General features: G+C 68.5%; 23 protein-coding genes. 9 read left to right on the top strand and 14 right to left on the bottom strand.

Annotated elements, in window-relative coordinates:
* Nucleotides 1–33: 33 nt before the first annotated feature.
* Nucleotides 34–606, top strand: coding sequence for a TetR/AcrR family transcriptional regulator (locus tag ACZ1DY_RS23235; RefSeq protein ID WP_465480816.1), 573 nt, complete (start codon nucleotides 34–36; stop codon nucleotides 604–606).
* A 263-nt stretch (nucleotides 607–869) separates the two neighbouring features.
* Here ACZ1DY_RS23235 and ACZ1DY_RS23230 read toward each other — a convergent pair whose 3' ends face one another.
* From ACZ1DY_RS23230 to ACZ1DY_RS23220, 3 genes are all read right to left on the bottom strand, one after another.
* The gene (locus ACZ1DY_RS23230; protein ID WP_257486443.1) at nucleotides 870–1703 is read right to left on the bottom strand and encodes a bifunctional 5,10-methylenetetrahydrofolate dehydrogenase/5,10-methenyltetrahydrofolate cyclohydrolase; all 834 of its coding nucleotides are present in this window, start codon (nucleotides 1701–1703) and stop codon (nucleotides 870–872) included.
* On the bottom strand, nucleotides 1700–2323 hold the full coding sequence (locus ACZ1DY_RS23225; RefSeq protein ID WP_126735132.1) for a cyclodeaminase/cyclohydrolase family protein: 624 nt from the start codon (nucleotides 2321–2323) through the stop codon (nucleotides 1700–1702). Before ACZ1DY_RS23225 ends, ACZ1DY_RS23230 begins: the two co-directional genes overlap by 4 nt.
* A gap of 121 nt (nucleotides 2324–2444) precedes the next feature.
* A complete protein-coding gene (locus tag ACZ1DY_RS23220) occupies nucleotides 2445–3272 on the bottom strand; it encodes a peptidoglycan-binding protein (protein ID WP_126735133.1) in 828 nt (275 codons plus the stop codon).
* A 170-nt stretch (nucleotides 3273–3442) separates the two neighbouring features.
* On the opposite strand from ACZ1DY_RS23220, the gene ACZ1DY_RS23215 reads away from it, so the two are divergent.
* The 3 genes from ACZ1DY_RS23215 to ACZ1DY_RS23205 all read left to right on the top strand — a co-directional run bounded on the left by ACZ1DY_RS23215 (nucleotide 3443) and on the right by ACZ1DY_RS23205 (nucleotide 7859).
* Complete coding sequence (locus tag ACZ1DY_RS23215) at nucleotides 3443–3898, top strand: hypothetical protein (RefSeq protein ID WP_465480815.1); 456 nt, start codon at nucleotides 3443–3445, stop codon at nucleotides 3896–3898.
* 189 nt (nucleotides 3899–4087) lie between these two features.
* Entirely contained in the window at nucleotides 4088–6421 is a 2334-nt protein-coding gene (locus ACZ1DY_RS23210; protein WP_465480814.1) for a chitobiase/beta-hexosaminidase C-terminal domain-containing protein, read from the top strand.
* A gap of 130 nt (nucleotides 6422–6551) precedes the next feature.
* Complete coding sequence (locus ACZ1DY_RS23205; RefSeq protein WP_465480813.1) at nucleotides 6552–7859, top strand: aldehyde dehydrogenase family protein; 1308 nt, start codon at nucleotides 6552–6554, stop codon at nucleotides 7857–7859.
* A 1-nt stretch (nucleotide 7860) separates the two neighbouring features.
* Here the strand turns inward: ACZ1DY_RS23205 and ACZ1DY_RS23200 are convergent, their stop codons facing one another.
* Nucleotides 7861–8541 carry a hypothetical protein gene (locus ACZ1DY_RS23200; RefSeq protein WP_465480812.1) on the bottom strand — a complete coding sequence of 227 codons (681 nt, stop codon included), beginning with the start codon at nucleotides 8539–8541 and terminating at the stop codon, nucleotides 7861–7863.
* A gap of 186 nt (nucleotides 8542–8727) precedes the next feature.
* On the opposite strand from ACZ1DY_RS23200, the gene ACZ1DY_RS23195 reads away from it, so the two are divergent.
* Together ACZ1DY_RS23195 and ACZ1DY_RS23190 are read left to right on the top strand one after the other, a co-directional pair.
* Nucleotides 8728–9183: a DUF4383 domain-containing protein gene (locus tag ACZ1DY_RS23195; RefSeq protein WP_126735138.1), complete on the top strand. Its 456-nt coding sequence runs from the start codon at nucleotides 8728–8730 to the stop codon at nucleotides 9181–9183.
* Between the two features lie 33 nt (nucleotides 9184–9216).
* Nucleotides 9217–10098 carry a manganese catalase gene (locus ACZ1DY_RS23190; RefSeq protein WP_034318613.1) on the top strand — a complete coding sequence of 294 codons (882 nt, stop codon included), beginning with the start codon at nucleotides 9217–9219 and terminating at the stop codon, nucleotides 10096–10098.
* Nucleotides 10099–10393: 295 nt separating this feature from the next.
* Here ACZ1DY_RS23190 and ACZ1DY_RS23185 read toward each other — a convergent pair whose 3' ends face one another.
* The 6 genes from ACZ1DY_RS23185 to ACZ1DY_RS23160 form a co-directional block, all read right to left on the bottom strand.
* Nucleotides 10394–11380: a YihY/virulence factor BrkB family protein gene (locus ACZ1DY_RS23185; RefSeq protein WP_465480811.1), complete on the bottom strand. Its 987-nt coding sequence runs from the start codon at nucleotides 11378–11380 to the stop codon at nucleotides 10394–10396.
* A 60-nt stretch (nucleotides 11381–11440) separates the two neighbouring features.
* Nucleotides 11441–11653, bottom strand: coding sequence for a putative acetyltransferase (locus tag ACZ1DY_RS23180; RefSeq protein ID WP_465480810.1), 213 nt, complete (start codon nucleotides 11651–11653; stop codon nucleotides 11441–11443).
* Complete coding sequence (locus ACZ1DY_RS23175; RefSeq protein ID WP_126733136.1) at nucleotides 11650–11889, bottom strand: glutaredoxin family protein; 240 nt, start codon at nucleotides 11887–11889, stop codon at nucleotides 11650–11652. Before ACZ1DY_RS23175 ends, ACZ1DY_RS23180 begins: the two co-directional genes overlap by 4 nt.
* A gap of 3 nt (nucleotides 11890–11892) precedes the next feature.
* The gene (locus ACZ1DY_RS23170; RefSeq protein WP_465480809.1) at nucleotides 11893–14781 is read right to left on the bottom strand and encodes a helix-turn-helix transcriptional regulator; all 2889 of its coding nucleotides are present in this window, start codon (nucleotides 14779–14781) and stop codon (nucleotides 11893–11895) included.
* Between the two features lie 89 nt (nucleotides 14782–14870).
* Nucleotides 14871–15065: a hypothetical protein gene (locus ACZ1DY_RS23165; protein WP_192742314.1), complete on the bottom strand. Its 195-nt coding sequence runs from the start codon at nucleotides 15063–15065 to the stop codon at nucleotides 14871–14873.
* A gap of 12 nt (nucleotides 15066–15077) precedes the next feature.
* Nucleotides 15078–17954 carry a type 2 lanthipeptide synthetase LanM family protein gene (locus ACZ1DY_RS23160; protein WP_465480808.1) on the bottom strand — a complete coding sequence of 959 codons (2877 nt, stop codon included), beginning with the start codon at nucleotides 17952–17954 and terminating at the stop codon, nucleotides 15078–15080.
* A gap of 1008 nt (nucleotides 17955–18962) precedes the next feature.
* Between ACZ1DY_RS23160 and ACZ1DY_RS23155 the strand changes: the two genes are divergently transcribed.
* Nucleotides 18963–19322, top strand: a complete 360-nt coding sequence (locus ACZ1DY_RS23155) for a hypothetical protein (RefSeq protein ID WP_465480807.1) — start codon at nucleotides 18963–18965, stop codon at nucleotides 19320–19322.
* 50 nt (nucleotides 19323–19372) lie between these two features.
* On the opposite strand, the gene ACZ1DY_RS23150 is transcribed toward ACZ1DY_RS23155, so the two are convergent.
* Both ACZ1DY_RS23150 and ACZ1DY_RS23145 read right to left on the bottom strand, forming a co-directional pair.
* Entirely contained in the window at nucleotides 19373–19603 is a 231-nt protein-coding gene (locus tag ACZ1DY_RS23150) for a hypothetical protein (protein WP_126733130.1), read from the bottom strand.
* A 147-nt stretch (nucleotides 19604–19750) separates the two neighbouring features.
* Nucleotides 19751–21079 carry a class II 3-deoxy-7-phosphoheptulonate synthase gene (locus ACZ1DY_RS23145; RefSeq protein WP_465480806.1) on the bottom strand — a complete coding sequence of 443 codons (1329 nt, stop codon included), beginning with the start codon at nucleotides 21077–21079 and terminating at the stop codon, nucleotides 19751–19753.
* A gap of 142 nt (nucleotides 21080–21221) precedes the next feature.
* Between ACZ1DY_RS23145 and ACZ1DY_RS23140 the strand changes: the two genes are divergently transcribed.
* Complete coding sequence (locus ACZ1DY_RS23140; protein WP_465480805.1) at nucleotides 21222–22076, top strand: chorismate-binding protein; 855 nt, start codon at nucleotides 21222–21224, stop codon at nucleotides 22074–22076.
* On the opposite strand, the gene ACZ1DY_RS23135 is transcribed toward ACZ1DY_RS23140, so the two are convergent.
* On the bottom strand, nucleotides 22012–22293 hold the full coding sequence (locus ACZ1DY_RS23135) for an FAD-dependent oxidoreductase (RefSeq protein WP_465480804.1): 282 nt from the start codon (nucleotides 22291–22293) through the stop codon (nucleotides 22012–22014). The genes ACZ1DY_RS23140 and ACZ1DY_RS23135 overlap by 65 nt on opposite strands.
* 475 nt (nucleotides 22294–22768) lie before the next feature.
* Nucleotides 22769–23605 (bottom strand): helix-turn-helix domain-containing protein, encoded by an 837-nt coding sequence (locus ACZ1DY_RS23130; protein WP_465480803.1) that lies wholly within the window; start codon nucleotides 23603–23605, stop codon nucleotides 22769–22771.
* 146 nt (nucleotides 23606–23751) lie between these two features.
* On the opposite strand from ACZ1DY_RS23130, the gene ACZ1DY_RS23125 reads away from it, so the two are divergent.
* Nucleotides 23752–24987, top strand: a complete 1236-nt coding sequence (locus ACZ1DY_RS23125) for an MFS transporter (RefSeq protein ID WP_257486461.1) — start codon at nucleotides 23752–23754, stop codon at nucleotides 24985–24987.
* The last annotated feature ends 53 nt before the right edge of the window (nucleotides 24988–25040 follow it).

Raw genomic sequence — 25040 nt, 5'->3', positions numbered from 1 at the left:
GCGCATGCCCACTCGTCAACGCAAGGGAGCCGTATGCCGACCGGGGTAGCCCTGCGCGCCGTCCGCGCGCAGTTGTTCGACGCGGCGGAGCGTGTCCTGCTGCGGGACGGGCCGAGCGGGCTCACCAGCCGCGCCGTGACCACTGAGGCGAACTGCGCGAAAGGCGTGCTCCATCGGCATTTCGACGACTTCGACGGATTCCTGGCCGAGTTCGTCCTGGACCGGATCGAGAAGCTGGACGAGAAGGGTCTGAAGGAGGCCGTCGGTACCGGAACGGTGGCGGACAACCTCACCTCGGCGCTCACCGCGGTGTTCGAGTCGGTCGCGGTCGCGATCGTCCCGCTCGTGATCTTCCGCGACGAACTACGCGCCCGCTTGCGCCGCGAGTGGCCCGCCGGAGTGCCGGTGCTGACCCAGGCCGCCGTGATGATCGGCGGGTATCTCGACGCGGAACGGGCGCAGGGCAGGGTCGCGGCGGACGCCGACGTCGAGACCCTCGCGGCCACGCTCATCGGTGCGACACATCTGCTCTACGCCGACCGCACCGCGCCGGCGCCGGAGGCGGCACAGGTGCGGAAGGTGGTGGAGACGGTGATCGGGACGTAACTCGCGTGCTTGGCGGCGTAACTCACGTGATTGGAGGCGTAACTTCGTGTGCTGCCTCTGATCACGCGAGATACGCCGCCAAGCACGCGAGATACGTCTCTGATCACGCGAGTGGGGTGCCCGATCACGGGCCAGCGCCCACGCCGACGTTGCGAAAGCCACTTTCGCAACATTGAAGGTTGCGAAAGTGGCTTTCGCAACGCCACCTCGCCCTGGCAAGCGAAAGGCGGCGAGTCCTCAGTGGACTCGCCGCCTCCGATGGATCAGGACTGCGCGGCGGTGACCGTGTGCCGCAGCAGCAGTGAAGTCGTGACCGGGCCGACGCCACCGGGGACCGGCGTGATCGAACCGGCGATCTCCTCGACCGCGGCCTGGTCGACGTCGCCGACGAGGCCGCCTTCGGGAGTCGGGTTCGTGCCGACGTCGATCACCACGGCGCCCGGCTTGACGTGGTCCGCGCCGATGAAGTGCGCGCGGCCGACGGCCACGACCAGGACGTCCGCGTTCTTGGTGACCGCCGCGAGGTCCTTGGTGCGGGAGTGGCAGACGGTCACCGTCGCGTGCTCGCCGAGCAGCAGCAGCGCGGCGGGTTTGCCGACGATGGTCGAGCGGCCCACGACGGCGACCTGGGCGCCGGACAGGGCGACCTGCTCGCGCTTCAGGATCTCCAGCACCGCGGCGGCGGTGGCGGGCGCGTAGGTCGGGAGGCCCGCGGTGAGACGGCCGAGGCTGACCGGGTTCGCGCCGTCGACGTCCTTACGCGGGTCGATGTGCGCGCCGACGTCGTCGAGCGTGACCCCTTCCGGCAACGGGGTCTGGCAGATGATGCCGTGGACCGACGGGTCCGCGGAGAGCTTGTCGAGTTCGCGGGTGACGTCCTCGCCGGTCGGCTTCTCGAGCTGGACCACGCGGCAGTCGACGCCGACCTTCTTCGCGGCACGCTCGATCGAGCGGACATACCAGGCGGTGGCGTCGTCGTCGGTCGGCACGAGAACGGCGAGCGTCGGGGCGGTGCCCGATTCGCGGAGCTTGGCGGCGGTCTCGGTGACCTCGGCGGTGATGGCGGCGGCGATCGCGCGCCCGTCGATCAGGGTCATCGGGCGAGCCTTTCGCGAACCTGGGCGATGAGGGCGTCGGCGCGCCCGGCGGCGGGGGTGTACTCGGTGAGGCGGGCCTCGGTCTCCTTGCGGAGCTGCTCGTCCGCCATGGACGCGAGGTTCACCTCGACGTTGACCACACCGGATTCAAGCGCGGACTTGGCGGACGAAGCCGCGACCGCGATGTCGGAGATCACGTTGGTGTTGGCGCCTTCGAGGATCGAGGCGGCGACGTCGATGACCTCGGCGGCGAGGGCGGCCGTGCGCAGCGGGACCTCGGCGGCGCCGACCAGCGCGGCCTGGATCGCGGCGGTGCGCGCCTGCTTCTCCTCGTCGGTCGCTTTGGGGAGCTTGTACGCGGCGACCACGGCGTCGAACGCGGCGGCGTCGTCGGCGGCGAGGCCGAGCGCGCGCGCACGGAGGTCTTCGGCCTTGGCCAGCGCCTCGGTCATGGTGGCCTCGTGCTCGGCGTACTTCGGCTTGCCGATGGTCAGGTTGCACACCATGGAGACCAGGGCGGCACCGACCGCGGCGTTCATCGCGGCACCCGCGCCGCCACCGGGCGTCGAGGCCTTCGATGCCAGCTCGTCGAGCCACTGACCGACCGGTTGAGCCTCCACGCGATGTTCCCTTCCCGCTGGTTTTGCCGTCGCGCCGAAGCCTACCCGGGGGTTCCCGGACAGCCCGGAGGCCACCTTCGCGACGATCGACGTCGGCGAAGATGGCCTTCGGCCAGCGGGGTCAGGACCGCTGGTACTCCTCCCAGGTCAGCTTCGGCGTGACGACGGGGCCGTCGTCGGAACCGCGGCCGGCGAGGCCGTTGTAGCCGAGGTAGTAGTCACCGGCCTGGTGCTGCGCACCGGACGACAGGTCCGGATCGGAGAGCGCGATGGCGTGGATGTGGTAGGCGAAACCCTGCGCCGGGGTCCGGACCCAAGCCGCGAAGCCCACCTGACGCAGCTTCCGGGCGACGTCGGTCCGCGTGGTCGAGGACATGCCCTCGACGCCGATGTCGAGCGCGCCGCCACCGTCGTGCGTCCCGGCCGAAGCGCCGACGCCGCCGGGGTTGTACGAGCCCTGCGTGATGGTGAGCTGCCTGCCGAGCAGACCTTCGGCCTTCACCAGCATCGCCTTGGTGCGCGTGTTCATCGTCTTGCCGTGGTAGGTCAGGCGGCTACCCGCCGAAACCACCGCGGTGACGGTGTACCGGCCCTCGCCCAGCTTCTCGAGCGACGTCTTGCCCGGCAGGCCGGAGGCGTCGATCCCGGTGTAGCCCAGCGACTTCTGGTAGCTGGAGTACGCCGTGATGGTCGACGTCCCGAAATGGCCGTCGACGTACTGCTGGGCGAGCAGTCCCTTATCGGCCAGCGCCTGCTCCACCAGCACCACGCTGTCCTTGGCGCCGGGGGTCAGCGCGCTGTCGGCCCGGCGCGGGTCGATCTGCGCGGCCTTGAGCACCGCTTCCATGCTGGCCGCGGGCAACGCGGTCACTTCGGCGCCGGCCGGTGCGGCGGCCACGCCGAGGGAGAGCGCGGTCGCTGTCGCGAGCACGGCTACCTTGGTCAACAATTCCTGCCTCCTGAACGGATTCGGTTGTCCGTGCAGCATGGGCAGCGTGAATACAAGGGCCGTACAAACGAACCTTTCTCAGGTCCTTGTCCCCCGGACGGGTGTCACTCCGGCGAAATCGGAAACGAGCTGATAAGACTTCCGGTGGACGCCGAAAGGTCGAGACCCACATGGTGCTACGGACTCAGCCACCCTCGAGGGCTCATCTCAGACTGCTCGCGGCGGCGGACTCGGCCCCGCCGGCTCGGCGCCGGGACCGGTACAGCGAGATCCCCGACCGGCGGCTCGCCGCGATCCTCGCCGCGGAGGACGTGGCCGAGGAACACGGGCTGAGCGCGCACGTCCGGACGACGTGTTACGTCCACCGCGGCTGGGTGCATCAGTGCATCTCCGATCCGATGCACGTCCTGGTCGTCACCGGGCACCGCTGGTGCCGCCGCTGCGATCGCACGGTCGAAGTCCGGGTCGACGAGACCTTCCCGGGCTCGGTCGAGCTCTTCTGCGACGGTTGCGGTGTCCCGCCGGACACCGTCGCGAACCGCGAGGTCCTCCTGGCCTGCCGGACCAGTCTGAGCGCCATGCACGGCGGGGAAGCGTCGACGCTCTACGTCGTCCCCGACCGCTGACCGGCGCCCGATCGCACCCTCAGCGGCCGCCGAACGGCCGTATCGTCTTGCACTGTCCGGCCGATCCAGTGGTTTGGACCACCACTGTTACCGAAGCGTGATCTGGACATATCGCACGGACGGCTACTTTGTTGTGGCGCGCAACGAATTGCTTCGCCCGTGGATTTCCAACGCCGGAGGTGTCACGACGTGAACCGGATCCTTGTGCGGTCCCCACGACGGAAAGGGGTTCGCGGCGTGCTCGCCGCCGGCCTTTCCGCGCTCCTGATCGCGAGTGGGCTGGGCGGTGCCACCGCCGCGGCCGCCGACTACAGCCAGAGCGCCGCCTCCTTGAACGCGAGTCAGGCGCAGTTCTCCTTCACGCCGTCGACGCCGGCGCGGTACGTCGACATCCACTACACCGGCGTCCCGGGGGTGGGGCAGCAGAACGTCCGGATGACCGAAAACGGCGGCACGTGGCGGCACACCGTCGGTGCGCTGTCGGCGGGCACGGTGCTCGACTACTGGTTCACCTACGAGAAGAGCGGGCCGCAGTACGACACCCCGCACTTCACGTACACCCACGGCGGCAGCGGCACGACCGTCGCCTCGCCGACGTTCGATCCACCGGGCGGTAGCTATCCGAGCGCCCGCTCGGTGACGTTGTCGAGCGCGACGGCCGGTGCGACCATCCGGTACACAGTGGACGGTTCCACGCCGACCGCGTCGTCCACTGTGTACACCGGACCGATCACGGTCTCCGCCACCTCGACGATCTCCGCGATCGCGCTCAAGTCCGGTTCGGCGAACTCCCCGGTGGCGTCGGCGAGCTACACGATCGGATCGACGCAGGCCACGTGCCCGGCACAGGCCGAGGTCCCGGACTTCGGCCCGAACGTGCGGATCTTCGACCCCGGCATGTCGGCGTCGTCGATCCAGGCCAGGCTCGACGCGGACTTCAACGCGCAGAAGGACACCCTGACCGCGCAGTTCACCGAGCGCCGGTACGCGCACCTGTTCAAACCCGGCGTGTACAACGGCATCCACGACAACGTCGGCTACTACACCTCGGTCGCGGGGCTCGGGCAGAACCCGGGCGACGTCGTGATCAACGGCGACGTGACCGTCGACGCGTTCAACGAGTCGGACAAGGGGGTGGCGCTGCAGAACTTCTGGCGCTCGGCGGAGAACCTGGCCGTCGTCCCGAGCAGCGGATCGACCCGCTGGGCCGTCGCGCAGGCCGCCCCGTTCCGGCGGATGGACATCCGTGGCGGGCTCCAGCTCTACCCGGCCAGCTACGGGTTCGCCAGCGGTGGCTACACCGCCGACAGCAAGGTGTCCGGGCAGACCGCGTCGATCTCGCAGCAGCAGTGGTACACCCGGGACAGCAGCTACGGCAGCTGGGACGGCGGGGTCTGGAACATGGTCTTCTCGGGGACGAGTGGCGCGCCCGCCAACACCTTCCCGAACCCGCCGGAGACGACGCTCGGCACCACGCCGGTGTCCCGTGACGTCCCGTATCTGTACCTCGACGGCTCCGGCAAGTACCGCGTGTTCCTGCCTTCCTTGCGCACCAACGCTTCCGGGCCGAGCTGGGCCAACGGCGGCACCCCGGGCAGCTCGCTGCCGATGAGCCAGTTCTACGTGGTGAAGGCGGGGGACACGGCGGCGTCGATCAACACCGCGCTCTCCCAGGGCTGCAACCTGTTCTTCACGCCGGGCGTCTACCACCTGAACCAGACGCTCAACGTGACGAAGGCGAACACCGTCGTCCTCGGCGTCGGCTATCCGACGCTGGTGCCGGACAACGGTGTCGACGCGATGAAGGTCGCCGACGTGGACGGCGTCCGGATCAAGGGCCTCCTGTTCGACGCCGGGACGACCAACTCGCAGTCGCTGCTCACGGTCGGGCAGGCGGGCTCGACGGCGAACCACTCCGCGAACCCGACCACCCTGCAGGACGTGTTCTTCCGGATCGGCGGCCAGATCGCCGGGAAGGCGACGAACAGCCTGATCGTCAACAGCCGTGACACGATCATCGACCACATCTGGGCCTGGCGGGCCGACCACGGCAACGCGGGCACCTACGGCTGGACGATCAACACCGGTGACACCGGCGTGGTCGTCAACGGCGACAACGTGCTGGCCACCGGCCTGTTCGTCGAGCACTACCAGAAGTACCAGGTGATCTGGAACGGCCAGAACGGCAGGACGATCTTCTTCCAGAACGAGATCCCGTACGACGTCCCGGATCAGGCCGGCTGGAAGAGTCCCAACGGGCTCAACGGATACGCCGCGTACAAGGTGGGGGACAACGTGACCTCCCATGAGGCGTGGGGCCTGGGCAGCTACTGCTTCTTCAACGACAACCCGTCGGTGAACCTGTATCACGCGTTCGAGGTGCCGAATCGCTCCGGCGTCCGGTTCCACAACATGGTGACGGTTTCGTTGAACTACAAGGGGACCATCACGCACGTGATCAACGACGCCGGGGCGGTGACGCCACCGGACACGCGGCCGAGCAACCTGGTGAGCTACCCGTAGTGTCCGTCCCCTGAAGTACGTGAAGGACCCCTTCACTGCGCTAGACGCAATGAAGGGGTCCTTCACGTTTCTATTCTGTATAACGCCCTATACCGAGCGGCGACAAGCGCCCGAGGTTAGGCTCAGAACCATGATCAGCACGGATGCCCAAGCCGTCGTCGAAGAACTGCGCGACCTCTTTCGATCCGGCGTCACGAAGCCGGTGGAGTGGCGCCGGACGCAGCTCGCAGGCCTCAAGAGGCTCCTGTCCGAGCAGGCCGACGTCTTCGTCGAGGCGCTCTACGCCGATCTGCGCAAGAACGCCGTCGAGGCGAAACGGGCGGAGATCGCGCTCGTGCGCAACGAGATCGACCACACGCTGGAGAACCTCGACGCCTGGCTGACCCCGGAGCCCGCCGGTCTCCCGAACCCGCTGCGGCCGGGCGAAGGCCGCGTCGTACGCGAGCCGCTCGGGGTCGCGCTGATCATCGGGCCGTGGAACTACCCGTTGCAGCTGGTCCTCGCGCCGCTCGTCGGGGCGTTGGCGGCGGGGAACTGCGCGGTCGTGAAGCCGAGCGAACTGTCCCCGAACACCTCGGCGGCGATCGCGGAGCATCTGCCGGCCTACGTCGAGGGTGTCCGGGTCGTCGAGGGGGCGATCCCCGAGACGACGGCGCTGCTGGAGCAGAAGTTCGACACCATCTTCTACACCGGGAACGGCACGGTGGGCCGGATCGTCATGGCCGCGGCGGCGAAGCATCTCACGCCGGTCACGCTGGAACTGGGCGGGAAGAGCCCGGCGATCGTCGAGCCGGGAGCGGATCTCGCGGTGACCGCGCAGCGGCTCGCGTACGGCAAGTTCGCCAACGCGGGCCAGAACTGCGTCGCGCCCGACTACGTCCTCGCGATCGGTGACACCGGCCCGAAACTGGCTGAGCACCTTGCCGAAACGATCCGCGCGATGTTCGGCGAGGACCCGGCCACCAGCGACTCCTACGGCCGGATCATCTCGACCCGCCATCACGACCGGCTCGCCGCCTTGCTGGGCGACGGAACGGTCGTCGTCGGCGGTCAGGCCGACCGCGACGAGAAGTACATCGCGCCCACCGTGCTCACCGGCGTCTCACCGGACGCGCCGGTGATGCGGGACGAGATCTTCGGCCCGATCCTGCCGATCATCGACGTCCCCGACGTCGACGCGGCGCTGGCGTTCGTCAACGAGCGCGACAAGCCACTGGCGTTGTACGCCTTCACCGAATCGGAGGAGACGAAGCGCCGGATCGAGACGGAGACGTCGTCGGGCGGGCTGGTGTTCGGTGCCGCGATCATCCACCTCGCGGCGCCGGAACTGCCGTTCGGCGGGGTGGGGGAGAGCGGGATGGGCCGCTACCACGGGCGCTACTCGATCGACAACTTCAGCCATGTGAAGGCCGTGCTGGACAAGCCGCTCGCGGGGTGAATCACCGGCCTGCCCGGCTGCCCTCGTAGGCGCGCTCACGTAGTCCGCTGATCCAGCCCGGCCGTGGCTCCCAGCCGGGCGGTGGGTTGAGCATGGGATCGATGGCGGGACGAGGGGAGTCGTCGTCGACCTCGTCGAGGGTCAGCCTCGCGCAGGGGTTCCGATGCCCGTTCGCGCGGACGGTCTCGAAGAGGAAGGTCACCGGCCCTTCAGCGACCAGCCGCCTCAATCCGTCCAGCGAGGCTTCGGCGTGCCGTGACGTCTCCGCGCGGGCCGACAGCCAGACCAGTTCGCCCTTCGTGCGGTAGGGCAGCAACGTGCTGTAGCTGCCGGTGGTCCAGGCACGAGCCGGCCTCGGCAGCACGCGGCCGACGAGGCCGGTGCCCGAAGTGGTCAACGTGAGATCCCACGGATGGCCTCCGACGGCGGGGATCCGCACCGCCAGCCCCAGCGCGTCAGGCACGCGTCCCGGGAGACCGGCGCCCTTGGACATCCGCACGGTGACGGCGACCGGTTCCTCCGGCAGGGCGAGCTCGTCACGCCGTAAAGCCTGAAGTTCACCGTTGAGCAGTAGACCGTTCGGGTGGAAGGCCCGGGCGCCGCGAAGTGCCGCCAGGGCGTGAAATCCGGCGCGGAAAAGCCTGCCGGCAGGCCCGGCCTGCGATGTGTCGTCCTCGGCCACGATTTCCACCCTCCTGATGACGTGTGTGCTCCGCAGGGGCTACCCCGGACAGGCCGGATTACACGGGAATTCGCACGGAATCGAAAACCCCCGCTTCCCGGTGTGACGGGCTTTCCCCCGGGTACTCGCGTGCTGTTCGCCCATCGGGCGTCCGACCGTCCTGTTCCACCTGGATCGGAGGAAATCATGACTGCATCGCCGGCCACGGTTCGGCGGGCTCCGCGCCAGCTCATCGCCCTCGGCGTGGGCGCGGTCTTCCTGCTCGTCGGCATTCTCGGCTTCATCCCCGGCGTCACCACGAACTACGACCAGCTGAGCGGTGCCGGGCACGAGTCCGGTGCGTTGCTGCTCGGCGTGTTCCAGGTGTCGATCCTGCACAACATCGTCCACCTGGCGTTCGGCGTCGCGGGCATTCTGCTGGCCCGGACGGTGAGCGGCGCGAAGGCGTTCCTCGTCGGAGGCGGGGTGATCTACCTCGTGCTCTGGCTGTACGGGCTGCTGATCGACCACGGGTCGGCGGCGAATTTCGTGCCGGTCAACACCGCCGACAACTGGCTGCACCTCGGGCTCGCCGTCGGGATGATCGCACTCGGGCTCATTCCGCTCTCCGGTTCCAAGGCGCCGATCGCCGACTCGCGTTGACCCGTTCTCCCCTCAATTCTCTGGAGGTTTTCTGTGTTCCGTCATACCAAATCGCTCCAATTCGAGGCCAAACCGGAAAAACCGGACGCTTTGTACGCCCGTAAGCTGCAGGAGCTCATCGGTGGCGCCTACGGTGAAATGACCGTCACCATGCAGTACCTGTTCCAGGGCTGGAATTGCCGGATCGAGGGCAAGTATAAGGATCTGATCATGGATACGGCGACCGAGGAGATCGGTCACGTCGAAATGCTCGCGACGATGGTCGCCAGGCTGCTCGAAGGCGCGCCCGCCACCATGGTGGCCGAAGCCGCGAAGGATCCGGCCACCGCGGCGATCCTCGGTGGGATGGACCCGCAGCAGGCGATCATCTCCGGTGGCGGCGCCACGCCGAGTGACAGCCAGGGCTACCCCTGGAACGGCCGCTACGTCGTGGCCTCGGGCAATCTGCTGGCCGATTTCCGGGCGAACGCCGCGGCCGAGGCGCAGGGCCGCTTGCAGACGGCCCGGTTGTACAACATGACCGACGACCCCGGTGTGAAGGCGATGCTGCAGTTCAACCTCGCGCGGGACACGGTGCACCAGAAGCAGTGGCTCGCCGCGATCGAGGAACTCAAGGCCGACGGCCTGGAGAGCGACATCGCGCCGACGGCGTTGTTCGACGAGGAGAACCAGGAGCACAACAACACCATCTGGCATCTGTCCGACGGACCGGACGGTTCGAAGGGTGGCTGGAGCTTCGGCGAAGACGGCATCGAGTACCTGATGGAGCCCGAGCCGCTCGGCGGGCCGGGCACCGCTCCGAAGCCCGACCCCGCGCTTTACGGCACCTACGCGCCGCTGCAGGACGCGGTCGGGACGGTCAAGGGCAAGGTCAAGGACGCCAAGAAGAAGGCCACCAAGTCGAGCAAGAGCTAGCGCTCCGAGGTGAAGGGCTCCTCCCCGCGGCTGTGGGGAGGAGCCCTTCACCTGTGTGGGAGACGGCCTTGCCACAGGGGCGCGGGCGCTTCCTTGACTGTCCACAGGGGACTGTTCCGGGATTGGCGATATTCGATATGGGTGCTTTACGAGGGGGTTGTGAGTGGCAATGCTCGTTCTAACCCTCTTTGCCACTCACGACCCCTCGAAAAGTGTCCCTTGTGGACAGTCTGCCAAAGGCGTTTCTTTGGCGGCTCTGCTCCTTCGGGCCAGTCGACGATGTCCAGTTCGTGTATCAGTCGGCGTTCTTGGTTTCGGCTTCGGCGACCGCGGCCGCTTCGTCGTCGTCCATCGCCGCGGTGTCACGCGGCGGGAGGAAGGGTTCATCGTCGGCGGGGGATCCGGAGGCCTGCTCCTTGCCACGCGCGAGTTCGGCGTCCAGTTCGGCGCCGAGGAGGACCGCGATGTTCGAGATCCACAGCCAGATCAGGAACACGATGACGCCGGCGAGCGAACCGTAGACCTTGTTGTACGAGCCGAAGTTGCTGACGTAGAAGGCAAACCCGGCGGTGGCCGCGGCCCAGAGCAGCACGGCCACGAGGCCGCCCGGCGTCAGCCACCGGAATTTCGGCTGCCGCACGTTGGGGCTCACCCAGTAGAGCATCGCGAACGCGAGCCCCGCCAGCAGCGCGATCACCGGCCATTTCACGATGTCCCAGACGAGGACGCCGGTCGAGCCGAGACCGATCAGGTCGCCGAGGTGGCGGGCGATCCCGCCGGTCGCCACCACCCCGGCGGCACACAGGGCGAGCACGATCAGCACGGCGATGGTGAGTCCGACCCGCAACGGCACGGTCTTCCAGATCGGGCGGCCTTCGGGCATCGAGTAGATGACGTTGGACGCACGCATGAACGCACCGATGTAGCCGGAAGCGGACCACAACGCGCCCGCGGTACCGATGATCGCCGCGGTTCCGGCCAGCCCGCCGGTCTTGGACAGCTCTTCGATGGCGCCGATCAGGATGTCCCGGCCCTGGCCGGGTGCGATCCGGCCGACGTTCTCGACCAGTGCCTGGGTGGCCGACGGACCCATCAGGCCGAGGATCGCGGTCAGCACGAGCAGACCGGGGAAGAGCGAGAGCACGCCGTAGTAGGTGAGCGCCGCCGCCCAGTCCAGCATGTTGTCGCGGTTGAACTGGACGAATGTCCGCTTGAGTACGGCCCACCACGATCGTCGGGACAACTCGGTGGGACCGTCCGGGTCTTTCGCTGTGGCAGCCAAGGGAACCTCCTGCTGGGGATTCCTTGGCTTACCCGGTGGCGCCGGGGCGAAAACGGGTGATCAGGCCGGGCGAGGACGCGGCGGTGGTGGGGGCGGGACCGTCTTCGCCAGCACGATGTCGGCCAGCCGGATGGTGGCGAGCCCGCGTTTGGTCTCCACCGCGCATTCCGTGCCGTCACGGGAACGGAGGTAGCCGAGCGCGTCGGTGAACCCGCCCTCGATCCGGTACCGCACGACGACCCTCGTGCCGAGCGGGACGTCCGGCAGGGTCACCGGTTCAGGTGGGCGGTGAGCTCGTCGTCGCTCGGCTCGACCAGGTGGGTGCCGTCCGGCCAGACGATCGTCGGGATCCGCCGTTCACCGTTCTGCAGCGCCCGCACGGTCTCCTCCGCGCCGGAATCCGCCTCGACGTCGACGTAGTCGTACTCGATGCCCTTCGAGTCCAGGAGGGCACGGCTGCGTTTGACGTCGGGGCACCAGCCGGCGCCGTACACGATGAGGTCGCTCATGGATCACAGCATGCCAGGTCGCGGTCCGGCGGCGCGTTCGGCGAGTGCCGCACGGTCGGCGAGCCCGGTCTTGGCGAGCAGGCTCGCGACGTGCTTCTCGACCGTGCGCGGCGAGATGTGCAGGCGGGCGCCGATGTCCTTGTTGCCCATCCGCTCGGCGAGCAGCACCAGGACCTCGTATTCGCGCACGGTGACGCCGGACGCTCGCAGGTCCACGGGGACGCGGTCGACCCCGGAGCGGCGCTGCCGGACGGGGGCGCCGAGTTTGCGCAGGAGGGTCCGGCACGCGGCCGCGACCGCCGGGATCTCCCTGCGATGGAAGTACTCTTCGGCCTCCTTGAGCCAGCCGGCCGGATCACCCCAGCCGTCGGCGGCGGCCGGTTCGGCGATCAGCCGGAGCCCGAGATGCCGGGCGAGGGGATAGGGCGCCGACGTCTCCAGCGCGGAGGCCACCGCCTGCCCTGCCGCCACCGCGTCGCCTCGTCTGCCGTGCTCGACCGCGTGCGCGAATTCGACGAACTGCCGGTTCCATCGCATCCCGCTCACGGCGGAGCCGTCCTCCGGGCAGGGGGCGCCGTGGAGGGTCTCGACCAGCGTCCGGAGCCCGTGCCTGCCGGCGAGGTGGAACCGGCTCGGCCGCCGGTCCTCCAGCTCGACGACCTGGCCGAGTTCGCGGCGAGCCCGGTCGAAGTCCTCTTCGAGCAGCGAACAGAAGACCCGCGCGAGCCCGATGCTGAGCACCATCTCCTGCGCGTTCTCGCCGCCGCTCTCCCGGAAGTCGTCGAGCGCCTGCTCCATCGCCGGGCGGTCCGCCCGGTGCCCGGCGGACATCGCTCTCGTCATATGGGCGTATTGCAGCAGCGCGGTCAACCTGAGCCTGCCGAGCACGGCGAGGTTCTCCGCCAGCAGCGCGTGCGCGGTGCCGAATTCGCAGCGCAGGATCGCGTGCATGGTGCGCACGGAATCGACCGCGCAGTGCAGCGTGATCGACCCGGTCCGCTGGGCGTCCGCCCGGGCGAGCAGCAGGGTCTGCTCGTCGCCGTTCATCAGCACGCGATGCCCGCCAAGGCGGACCAGCGCCTGGGTGCGCAGATGGTGGAGATGGTTGTCCTCGGCGGTCCGCCGCGCGAGCTGCATGTAGTGCTCGGATTCGGTGAGGTCCCGCGACAGCGCGAGCATGCCGAGCACCTGGAGCGCCTGACAGACGACGAAGGGCTGCTCGGTCGCCTCGGCCACCTTCCAGGCCTGGCGCGCGAGGCGTTCCGCCGTGTCCGCCCGCCCGGGAACGTCCAGCCAGAGGTTCGCTTCGACGGCGTCGAGCGCGGCTCGCTGAGCAGGCGAGATCGCCGAACCGAGGGGAGCGCGGGCGCGTTCGATCTGGCCGAGGCATTCGTCGTGCCGTCCGGCGATGTAGGCCGCCCAGGCGAGCTGGGTATGTAGTTTCGCGGCCCGTTCGAGGGTGCCGATCTCGCCGAATCCGGCGGACAGCTCGACGGCGCGGTCGAACTGACCGGTCTGCCCGAGCGCGTGCACCAGCGTCTCCAGCACTTCGGCCCGATCACCCGCGTCGGCCCCGGCGAGCAGGTCGACGGCCTTGGTGAGCATCGTGACCGCGGAGTCGGCGGCGCCCGCGTCGAGGGCGCGGCGGCCGGTTTCGGCGAACAGGCGTCCGGCCGCCTGTTCGTCAAGCGCGGTCAGCCGGAGCGACGCGACGAGCGCGCACAGGTCACCCGGCAGCCCCGGGTAGAGCTTTTCGACGGCGTCGGCGGCCTGACGGGCGAGAGCCGCCTTCCGTGCCGGTGACTGGCGTGCCAGCAACGCTTCGGCGGTGAGCGGATGACGGAAGGCGTACCAGCCGGGTGTCGTCTCGTCGGTGGTCACCAGGTTCGCCGAGACCGCGGCGCTCAGGTGGTTGTGCAGGGTTCGGTCGTTGGTGCCGGTGACCGTCTGGACCACCGTCAGCGGGAAGCGGCGGCCGATGATCGCCGCGACCGACAGTAGTTCGCCCGCCTGCTCGCCGAGTTGCTCCATCCGGACGCCGATACTGGTGACCAGCGCGGCGGGAACGCGGGCGCGGAGTTCGCCGATGACTCGCCAGCCGTCGGGGCCCTCGACCAGCAGTCCGTCGTTCACCATGCCGTGGAGCAGTTCCTCGACGATGAACGGAAGGCCGGCGCTGTTGCGCCACAACAGGTCCGCCGCGGCCGACGGAAGCAGCTCCGGCTCGGTCTCGAGGCAGGCGGCGGCGAGGGCGCGGGTGTCGGCGAGGCCGAGCCTGCCCAATTCGACGACGGCGCAGCTCATCCGTTGCGCCCCGGAGGTCGCCAGGCGAAGTGCGTCGGAGGGTTCGTTGCGGAGCGTTCCCACGAAGAGGACGTGCGCCGAGGACAGGTTGTCGACGAGGTATTCGAGAATGAACAGCGTCTCCGCGTCGGCGTCCTGGAGATCGTCGAGGACCAGGAGGGCGCCGCGGTCGCGGCTGGTGACGGCCAGCAGCCGGAACACCGCTTCGGCGAGCACCAGCAGGGAGCCCGACTCCCGCGGCCGGTCGCCCCGGCCCCAGTCGGGGATGAGCTGGGCGAGCACGGGGACGAACGGGTCGAGTTCGGCCGCCGACGGCGGGCCTCCGCCGCGGAAATGCGACCACAGCGCCTGGGCCAGCGGACGGAACGGGACGAGCGGGCCGATCGAACCGGCCCGTCCTTGCAGCACCGGGATTTCGGCGGAGACCGCTCGTGCGGCGGCTTCGATCGCGAGCCGGGACTTGCCGATCCCGCCTTCACCCACGAGGAAGATCGCGCCGCCGCGACCCGCGATGGCGCGATCGAGAGCTCCGGAGAGCTCGGCCAGTTCGGCGTCGCGGCCGATCACCCGCGACGAACGGATACCCACCGCCGTGACTATAGCGAGCGGATTCCCCCGTCACCGGCGCGAAATGATCACGGAGGCGGGCGGCGCGAACCCGCCTCCGTGAGCCTGTCTCAGATCCAGCCGCCGGTGAAGACGCTGACGACGGACGGCGAACCGGGGTCCGTGGACAGGGTGGCGAGCGGGTTGGCGCTCAGCCGCGGCTTGCCGCCCGCCAGCGCGTGGTTGCGCGAGCCGACCTCGAGGGCGCGCGGCAGGTTCACGGCGCCGAGGACGTCTTCGGTGGCGGGCAGTTCTCTGTCGTACATGCGGTTTTCTCCTCATACTCGATTTACCGGCGGAACTACGCTGGCCGCGGGATGCGGCCGGTCTGGGCGGAGCAGGAGCGCGGAGGGGACCCGGTCACCGAATCCCAGCCGCAGCAGGCCGTAACCGATTCCCGCCAGACCGCTCAGCAGCCCTGGCGAGGGCACCGCGCCGGGTGTCCCGCAGCGGGCACCGCGCTGGTCGATGGCGGCGAGCAGATGACCGGTCCGGCGGCGTACCGCGGCGGCGGCGCCAGTGTGCCCGTTCTCTGCCAGCACGCACAACACGTCCAGCACTCCGGACTCGCCGTGGCAGAGGCTGAGATCCTTCAGCGGCGCCCCGTCGGCCAGCCGTTTGATCGTCCGGTCGAGGTCCCTGGCGTGCCCGGGATCGGCTAGGTGGGCGGCGAGGCCGAGCGCGTCACCCGCGAGACCTCCGCACCAGCCGCCGGTGCTTTCCGCCCGATCGTCCGCCCTTCCGGGTGGTTCTTCGCCGGAACGATCGTGCGCCCGCAACACCCAGTCGATCCCGGCCGAACCGCGGGCGAACGACTTCTCTCGCGGACGTTCACGGCCGAGCAGCTCTCCGGCGTAGCGGTCGGCCCGCGTCAGCGCCGTGTCCAGTCCTGTTTGGACATACACCGACCGCATCGACGCGACACCGCCGGCCAGTCCTGTCGTGAACCCGGACGGTGTTTCCGGGGTGGCGTCGGGCATCAGGTCGACGGCCTGCTCGATGAGATCGCCCGCGGGAAGGCCGACCAGGGTGCTGAGCCGGGCGATCGTGTACGCGACGCCGCCGAGGCCGAGAAGGCCACCACATCCGGCTGTGGCGGCCAGCTCCCGGTCGGCGCGGAGCGTGGCGAAGAGGCCGGGGAGCGGGCTGATCGCGTACGCGGCCAGGTCGCGGTATCGCGCGATCCCGGTCAGTTCGGCGAGCTGAGCGAGGAACAACGCGACACCGCAGTAGCCCTCGCCGAGCCCGGCGCCCATCGGCAGCACGGTCCAGTACCGGTCGTCGACGAGTTCGATCCCGAGCCAGTTGGACCGGTGTTCGTCGGAGAAGGCGTTGGCGACGATCTGGTCGGCGATGCCGCACGCGGTGACCAGCAGCCGTTCCGCGTCGGGCGCCTGGTTCGGCGCCGCCGTTTCCGCGGTCTCGCCGCCGAGATGGCCCACGGTCGCCGTGCTGATGGCGAGGGTGGCCGAGATCAGCCATTCCTGGTCGCGCTGGTCGAGCGGGTCCATGTCGGCGAGCTTGGCCAGCACGGTGTCCAGCGACGGCCGTTCGACCACGCCTTCGACGTTCTCGCCGCGGGAATCCACCAGCGACGTCGAGCCGGGGTTCGAGGTGAACATCGGCACGTCGCCCGCCCAGAGATCGTCCCGCTCGTGGGGCACCAGGCGGAGCAGCTTCTCCTCGTCGGCGGAATCCTCTTCGAGCAGGTCGAACGCGCGGTCGCGGTCGGCGGCGTCGCGAAGCAGGTCGGGATGGGTGGTCTCGTCCAGTAAACGGAAGTAGAAGTTCGTCGGCCGGATGAGCACCCGGATGGGATCCTCGGCGCAGCGCCGGAGGTGCTCGGCGAGCTCGTCCCGCGCGCTGGAGATCGCGTCGTAACCGAGCCGGAATCCGGCCAGCAGCGCGGCACTGTGCTCGGCGGGCGTGACGTCGCGGCCGTCGAGACGCGGCAGGTTGTTCCCGCCCGCGAGTTCGCCGGGCACCCGGACCAGTCGCATGCGGTCGGTGCCCGGATCGGCCCAGTCGACGCGGTCGGTGGGCAGCTTGCCACCGCGGCCGGCGAGGCCGGAGATGTCGACGGCCCCGTGTTCGCCAGCGAAGAGCTGGGGGAGCAGCAGCGTGCGCTGGACCGAGCGCGCCAGCATCGCCGCCGCGGGGTCGCCCTCCGGCGGATCGGGCGGCGATGGCTGGAAGAGCGTCTCGATGTCGATCAGCACCGGCTGGTCGCCGCAGGCGATGATGTTCTCGTAGTGGACGTCGGTGGCGTCGAGCGAGTACAGGAGCGCCAGGAGGATGCCTTGCCGCCGGTAGAAACGGTCGACGTCACCGATATCGGCGCACGGCCGGTGCTCGACGAACCGGAGCCAGCCGTAGCCCGCACGCGGTAACGCGTCCGCGGTCCGCAGTTCGAGGCCGGGCAGCCGTTTGTTCAGCAGCGTGACGACGTCGGTGAACCGCTCGTGCAGGATCAGCGGCCGGGGTTTGTAGATCACCTTGGCGCCGCTGGAGAACCGGAGCAGTTTGACCGAACGGCCGCGGGCGTGCGAGTCGCCGATCCCGCCCGCGACTTCGACGAGCGTGCCGAGTTCGCCGTCGACGACCGAGCAGGGCAGCAAGGCGGCGTCGGCCGAGAACCGGGCCAGCGTTTCGGCGTGGGCCTCGACGGCGTGGAGGCACGCCTGGGCGACGAGCCGGGCCAGCACCGGGTATTCGCCGAACAACCGGACGAGCCCGGCCGGAGTGGCTTGCCGTCGCGCGAAATCCGAGAAACGCTCTTCGGGGGTCTCACCCTGGAGGTGTCCGGCCTTGCGGTCGCGGTGGAGTTCGAGGACCAGTGTCCGGACCGCGAGCTTCAGCAGATGCTGGTCGAGTTGAGCCGCGAAACCCCTGCGGAGGGCTTCGATGTCGGCGCCTGGGAGATCGCCTGGGACCGCGTCACGGGAAGCGGCGTGGACGAGCGGCCTGAAGACCCCGGCGAAGTCGACACGCCAGTCACCGGCTGGGGGACGCTCCGGCAGAAGCGCGGTGACCGCGTGTTCGGCGAAGTCCGCCCAGGTGGGCTTGTCCGCTGTCCGTTCGCGCGGGGTCTGGCCGGGTACCCACCACCTCGGCGGCAGGGACGGCGCGGATGGTCGGGGCGTCACGGAAGTCATGGTTTCAGCCCGGGGTCGCCCGCACATGGGTGCCGCACCCCCACATTCAGCGCACGCACGAAGATGTCCGGAGAGTGACGGGCGAGAGAGTCTTCAGCGGAATATGGGGTCCAGGCACCCATGCGCGGGGACCGGTCCCGGCCGCACCATGGTCGGGTGGCGCGGAACTCGGGCGCGGGCCGGTTACTGGGGGTCCGGCCCGCGTCCGCCCGGAACCCTTGAGAATTGACGCACTTTCCTATTCGGTGGTGAAAAACCGGAACCCGGTAAAGGGACACGGTCGTGTCCCTTTACCGGGTCGCAAACACGAGGGGCCGACCCGCGCCAACAGATTGGCCCCCGTCAAACCCTGTGCTTAGAGCGTCAGACCAGCCATCCGAGCACGTGGGCCAGGTGCGCGAGCAGACCCGAGATCAGGTCGTGGCCGTGGTGCACGTGCTGGGTGAACATCTGCATTGAGGGGCTCCTTGTATCGGATTTCGTGTTCGGTTGTGCTCTCGCGAGGAGCGATCGAAGATTTTCACCACGTTGGCACGCTGTCAAAAAACGATTTCCCGGGCCGTCGGCGGGTCGTGAATCTTCCTACGATAAACACGTAAGTCTTTCGTGTTTTGCGCCAGGGGTGGGCTTCGCGGGCGATGACACTGTGCGTAGCGAGCTCGAGGCGGACCAATGTGGAAGCTAAGCCTCCGCTACGGCAAGTGGGCGGGCGCGTGACACGAACCGGTGATCCACACGCCACGAATGGTGAGTCGGTGAGAATCACCGATACGGGTGACGACACCCCGCGTCCGATTGCACGAAGGAAGACACTCCGCCCGGGTGCGGGACGGTGATCGCTCACTTACCCACCGGAAGCGGGTTTCCTGTGTTTCGTCGAACAATCGCGACCGTCGCCATCGAGCTGGCGACCGCGTTCGGCGGAGCGTCCCGGCGGATTCGGCCGCGGCCGACACCGTCACCCAGACCTGGAGCTGTCATCCGAGGCTTGCCAGCCAGACCGTGCACGTGACCATCACCGCGCCCGCCACCGTGAAAAGGAACGTGGAGGCTGCCGTTTTCGTCAAGGTCGACGGCGTCGAGCCATGGCCGAATTCGGAGCTGTCGGCGGGGTCGGCCTGGTTGGTCGGCTTCCTGACACAGGGAGGGGCGGGCACCGGCGAGGTCAAGATCGACTCACTGAAGAACCCGGCCACGATCGCGACCGGTGGGCATTTCAGCGTCGAGGGCACACAGCAGGTCACGTTCTCGACTCCAGGCACCGTCACCCTCGGCCTTCATCGCTTCGGCAGGCCGCTCACCTACTGGTGGTGCTTCTTGCCCGCGGATCAGCAGCCGCCGGTGGACGCGACCGTGACAGTGATCTGACCGCCCGGCTCCGGTGGTGCGGATCGCACCACCGGAGCCGGCGTCGCGCCTTACCGCTTGATGTAGAGATCCCACGTCCAGGTCGACGCGGAGCAGAAGTAGGCCGACCAGCGGCCGGCCTGCTGGCCGGAGTGGCCGTTGATCCGGCAGTCGCCCTCTGTGGACCAGCTGGACTCGTAGTAGTACCTCGGATCGACACCCGCGCCGGCAGGCTGCGCGAACGCGATCGTCGACGCCAGCGCGCCCAGGACGGCGGCGGTCGCCGCGATCTTCTTCTTCACTTGTGTAGCCCCAGTTCTCTCGGAACACTTGCGTGCACAAGTAATCATGAATCGGGGTCGCTTGTCCTCCGAACGGGCGAGTTCGTGATCTTGGCTGTGGGCCGAGGCGATGGTCAAGGGAGTCGCGCAGGTGGGTCGCCCGCCCGTTCACAGCAGCTCGGCGATATCGAACGCGAGGTCGAGCGACTGGCTGCGGTTGAGCCTGGGATCGCACGTGGACTCGTAGCGGTGGTGCAGGTGGTCGACCAGGACTTCGTTACTGCCACCGACGCACTCGGTCACGTCCTCTCCGGTGAACTCCACGTGGACGCCACCGGGATGCGTACCGAGTGCGCGGTGGACCTCGAAGAAGCCGCGCACCTCGTCGACGACGTCGGCGAACAACCGCGTCTTGTGGCCGCTCGAGGCCGTGAAGGTGTTGCCATGCATCGGGTCACAGATCCAGACGGACACTCCGCCGACGGCTTGGGCGGCCCGGATCAGGGTGGGGAGCCGATCACGGATCTGCCGCGCGCCCATCCTGGTGATGAAGGTCAGCCTGCCCGGCTCGCGGTCCGGGTCGAGAATGTCCACATAGGATCGCACTTCGGCGGGGGTCGTCGTCGGACCGAGCTTGACCCCGATGGGGTTGGCGATGCTTCTGAAGTAGGCGACGTGGGCGCCGTCCAACGCGCGGGTGCGTTCGCCGATCCACAACATGTGGCCACTGGTGGCGTAGTCGCGCCCAGTGCTGTGATCGGTGCGGGTGAGCGTGTCCTCGTAGTCCAGCAGCAGGCCCTCGTGGCTGGCGAAGATCTCGGCCGAGCGCAGTTCTTCGGGCTGGGCGCCGCAGGCGCGCATGAACCGTAACGCGCGATCGATTTCGTAGGCCACCTCCTCGTACCGGGCACCCGACGGCGAGTTCGCCACGAAGTCCCGGTTCCATCGATGCAGCTGATCGAGGCTCGCGTATCCGTTCCGCGCGTAGCCGTCCACGATGTCCAATGTGGATCGTGATGCCTCGTACATCCGCCACAGCCGGGCCGGATCCGGTCGCCGCGCCGCGGCGTCGAAGGGGTAGCCGTTCACCGCGTCGCCCCGGTACACCGGCAGGGCGAGGCCGTCGCGAGTCTCGGTGGAGCTCGACCGCGGCTTCGCGTACTGCCCGGCCATCCGGCCGATCTTGACGATCGGCATCGCGGCCGCGTGGGTCAGCACGACGGCCATCTGCAGCAGGGTCTTGGTCTTGGCCTGGATCGCCCTCGGTGTCGCACCGTCGAAGGTCTCCGCGCAGTCGCCGCCCTGCAGCGCGAAGGCCCGGCCGGAGGCCACCTCCGCGAGGCGGTGCCGCAGGTCGTCGCACGCGCGTGGGGTGACCAGCCCGGGCGCGGCCGACAACCTGGCGAGCACCTCGCGCAGGGCGGCGCGATCCGGCCATTCCGGTTGGTGCGCCGCGGTCGCGTCCCGCCAAGGGACGAGTACTTCGGAATTCGTCACGAAAGGCAGACCACCACGATTTCGCGCTTGTGCGCAACGAATTCGCCGAGTGGTCCGGTCGAGCGGAGTCGAAGTGGTCTGGGCGCGGGCGCTCCCGGCTTGGTTGTCTTTTCCAGCGGCTGAATCAGGGAGGTGCGATAGCGTGAGGACGCAATTCGTGGACGTCGCCGTCGACGCGATCACCGTGCGAACCACCGCGTCCGCGCTGGCGGTGAGGAACGAACTGTGCCGTCGGTTCGGTGCGGAAGACGTCTACCTACTGGAAGACCTGCATCCGGGCAATCTCGACTCCCGCCGGAGTACGGGAACCGTGGTGGGGTTCGGCAGGCTCGTCGAGATCTCCGTGCTCGGCGACGAGGTGACCGTCCGGGGCGACGGCCGGGTGGCGGATCTGGTCCGGGTTCTCTGCGGCCGGCCGGCGGCGAACGTCTGGGACACCCTGCGCGAGGTCACCGGCTCGTTCCGGGTACGGACGGAGGTGCCGGGGTTCGCCTTCGGGTTTCTCACCACCGTCGGCTACGACGCCGCCGCGTTGATGGAGGAGTTGCCGCCACGCAGGGGCGGACCCGACGTTCCGGACCTGACTCTCACCCTGTTCCAGCACACCGTGTGGTTCGACCGCGAGGACGTACCGCCGGTCTTGCACGTGGCCACCGGGCCCGACCTCCCGGAGTCCTCGCCCCAGGATGTCCTGCGGAACATCCCCGGTGCCGATGGTCCGATGCCGGAAGCGACCAAGCCGCGGTCAGTGCGCGATTCCGTCGAAAAGGACACCTTCCTCGGCTGGGTCGAGCGCTGTCTCGAGCACATCCGCGTCGGGGACATCTACCAGATCCAGGTAGGTCACCGGATCGACGTGCACAGCGACCTGACACCGGAAGACGTGTACCGCCGCTTGAGGCATCGAAATCCTTCGCCCTACATGTATCTCATCACCCAGTCGGGCAGGACGCTCGTCGGAGCGAGCCCGGAGGTGCGAAATGCGCGTGCTCGATGATTCCCGCATGACTCAACTCGAAACGCCGGTAGGTCGGCTGCTGATATGCGCTCAGCCTCGCGAAACTGGCGTCCGTGGTGAGTCCCCCTGGCCGTCCGCGATCCACGCAATGCACGCGCACGCCGCATTGTGCCAGAAACAGGGAAACGCAAGACCCGATGACGCCTGCCCCTACTACTCCTACGGTGGGCAAATTCTCTCCTCGTTGATGGCGCACGCCATCGACCCCAGTGCAAAAGCCATCTCGGAAAAAGACTTCCCCAGTTGAATTCCTCAGCCCCAGTCGCTCCCATGCTAACCAATGATCGGCAGGTCCAACTGGTCCGATCGAGTGGTTACCACTATGTGGACCACCGGGGTTTGGATCTTTTCATGCGATGCCTTAATGGACCCGTGGCGAAAACGGCGATGAGCGCCGCCAGGGTCAGGAGAATCCCCATTTGGAACTTATGGTGAACAAACTTTTCGGTTCGGCGTGTGCGATATGGGCACGATGTTCATCGGCACGACAAATCGACGGGGCGAATGCTCGTCCTGTCGGCTCGAAGGCGGCTATCTGATTCGATCAGCTGGCACGGCGATTATTCGGCTCGGCGCAAAGTGATCCCCCTGGTGATTGCTTTCTTGTCGAAGCCGCACGCCGTTGTGCCGGATCGAAACGGGTACCGGGACTACGTCGGTCCCGGCGAGTTTCACGAGATGGAACGCAGTCGACCTCGGGACTGCCGGTGCAACTGGTCGACGGCCTGTGCCGTCTGGTCGTCCGCGGGCAGGAACACGACGATCTGCTGATCATCGGCTGGCAACTCCAGTGTTTCGCGCGTCAGCCGAAGCTCAGGGCCGGCCGGATGCTTGAGTCGCAGCACGCCTCGTCGTGGTACCTCGTGGCGGTTCAGCCTGCGGGTGAAGTCGGTGCCCGCGAGCGGAATCAGCTCGGCGGTGAGCCATTCGAGATTTTCGACGGAGGGCGCGAGCCACAGGTCGAACGCCTGCTCGTCGGCGATGGCGTCCCAATCGGTGAAGAAGGTGCGCGCGCGTGGATCGGTGAAAACGTAGCGCGTGATGTTCGGTGTTTCGGCGTCGAGCAGACCGGTTCCGCTGGTGACCGTCGCGTACGTGCCGGTGTAGGCGAGAACGTCGCCCAGCCTGTTCGTCACGATGGCGATTCCCTGTTCGAGCATGCGCAAGGTGTCCATGACGGACTGACGCACCTGACGGCGCGGCGGCGCGGGCTTGAAATGGGCGGAGCATTCGTCCCCGGTGATCTTCGCGAGATAACGCAGGTGGTTACGCTCCGAGGTGCCGAGGCTGAGCGCGTCGGCGATCGCGTTCACGACCGCGGTGGACGGGTTGCGGTCGCGCCCCTGCTCGATGCGGGCCAGGTATTCCATGCTGATGCCCGCTCGAGCGGCGAGGTCCAGACGGCGTAGTCCTGGTGACCGGCGACGGCCTCGGTCCGGCAGCCCCAGGGATTCCGGCTGGATAGCGTCTCGTTTGGCTCGGATGAAGTCACCCAACGGCGTACCCATGACCCTCAGCTTACGGTGCCATTCGCCAAGGGCGTACCAGTCAGGGTAGCCCTGTGGGGGCCAGCCTAAGCATGGCCTGGTTGCCGACGCGGGATGACCCGAATATGGGCGCATGAAGAACTGTTGCACTAGGGCGGCCGGCTGACATGAGTTCCGCATTGGACGCACAACGGCCGACGCGTCGCTCCGGTCAGGCGCTATTGCTTTGGGGTTTGCTGGTCATCGCGGCGAACCTGCGGCCCAGCTTGACCGGTGTCGGACCGCTGCTGGATCAAGTGCAGGCCGACCTGGGGCTGTCGGCTGCGGTGGCCGGTCTGTTGAACACGTTGCCCCTCCTCGCTTTCGCGGTTATCTCGCCGTTGGTGCCGCGGCTGGCCGCGCGCCGCGGGCCCGAGCGGGTCCTCGCGGGCGCGCTCGTGGTGCTGACGGTGGGGATCGCGATCCGGTGGATCCCGACGGTGGCCGGCCTGTTCGGCGGGACCGTACTGATCGGGGCCGGTATCGCGGTGGGCAACGTGCTCCTGCCGAGCCTCATCAAACGCGACTTCCCCACGAAAGTGGGCCTGCTGACGAGCGCGTACGCCACGGTCATGGGTGGTGTCGCGGCGGTGGCCTCCGGCGTGGCCGTGCCGATCAGCGAGGTCGCGCCCGGTGGGTGGTCGACCGCGCTGGGCTGCTGGATCGTGCTCGCGCTGCTGGCGATCGCGCTGTGGTCGCCGCAACTGCGGACGCCTCCGCCGGTCGCGGCGACGGTGCACGGTGGACATCGGCTGCCCTGGAAATCGGGCCTGGCATGGGCGGTCACGGCGTTCATGGGACTCCAGTCGCTGGGCTTCTACGTCGTCGTGACGTGGCTGCCCGGGGTGGTCCAGGACACCGGGATCAGCCCGGCCTCGGCGGGGTGGCTGCTGTTCCTCTTCCAGGTAGTCGCGGTGCTGACGAGCCTGGCCGCACCCGCGTTGCTGCGCCGAGCGCGTGACCAGCGCGGGTTGGCGACGGTGAACTCGCTGATCATGCTCGCCGGCTACGTCGGACTGCTCTTGGCGCCGGAATGGGCCGTGGTGTGGACCATCGTCCTCGGCTTCGGTGGCGGCGCCTGCCTGGTGCTCGCCTTGGCCTTCCTCGGCCTGCGTGCCCAGGACGCGGCCGGAGCGGGAGCGCTGTCGGCGATGGCGCAGTCGGTCGGCTATCTGCTGGCGGCGGTCGGACCGGTCCTGTTCGGGTTGCTGCACTCCGTCAGCTCGGGCTGGCAGGCACCGCTCATCCTGATGTGCGTCGCCGCGTTCGGCCAGGCTGTCGTCGCGATGGTGGCGGGGAAGGGCACCGTGCGTCCCTCCGGTGATCACCAGGCACCCGATCAAACTCCAGCGCCTGCTCGGTGATCGGATGCGGTGCCACCGCGGGGGTGGGCGGTCACACGCCGTCCACCACGCGG

The organism is Amycolatopsis sp. PSD-21 (assembly GCF_055561455.1).
This window is presented reverse-complemented; position numbering and strand designations above follow the sequence as displayed.

Bases quoted from the DNA above. Each gene is read 5' to 3' on its own strand.
- ACZ1DY_RS23235 (WP_465480816.1), top strand. From the start codon at position 34: ATGCCGACCGGGGTAGCCCTGCGCGCCGTCCGCGCGCAGTTGTTCGAC.
- ACZ1DY_RS23230 (WP_257486443.1), bottom strand. From the start codon at position 1,703: ATGACCCTGATCGACGGGCGCGCGATCGCCGCCGCCATCACCGCCGAG.
- ACZ1DY_RS23215 (WP_465480815.1), top strand. From the start codon at position 3,443: ATGGTGCTACGGACTCAGCCACCCTCGAGGGCTCATCTCAGACTGCTC.
- ACZ1DY_RS23205 (WP_465480813.1), top strand. From the start codon at position 6,552: ATGATCAGCACGGATGCCCAAGCCGTCGTCGAAGAACTGCGCGACCTC.
- ACZ1DY_RS23195 (WP_126735138.1), top strand. From the start codon at position 8,728: ATGACTGCATCGCCGGCCACGGTTCGGCGGGCTCCGCGCCAGCTCATC.
- ACZ1DY_RS23175 (WP_126733136.1), bottom strand. From the start codon at position 11,889: ATGAGCGACCTCATCGTGTACGGCGCCGGCTGGTGCCCCGACGTCAAA.
- ACZ1DY_RS23165 (WP_192742314.1), bottom strand. From the start codon at position 15,065: ATGTACGACAGAGAACTGCCCGCCACCGAAGACGTCCTCGGCGCCGTG.
- ACZ1DY_RS23160 (WP_465480808.1), bottom strand. From the start codon at position 17,954: ATGACTTCCGTGACGCCCCGACCATCCGCGCCGTCCCTGCCGCCGAGG.
- ACZ1DY_RS23130 (WP_465480803.1), bottom strand. From the start codon at position 23,605: ATGGGTACGCCGTTGGGTGACTTCATCCGAGCCAAACGAGACGCTATC.
- ACZ1DY_RS23125 (WP_257486461.1), top strand. From the start codon at position 23,752: ATGAGTTCCGCATTGGACGCACAACGGCCGACGCGTCGCTCCGGTCAG.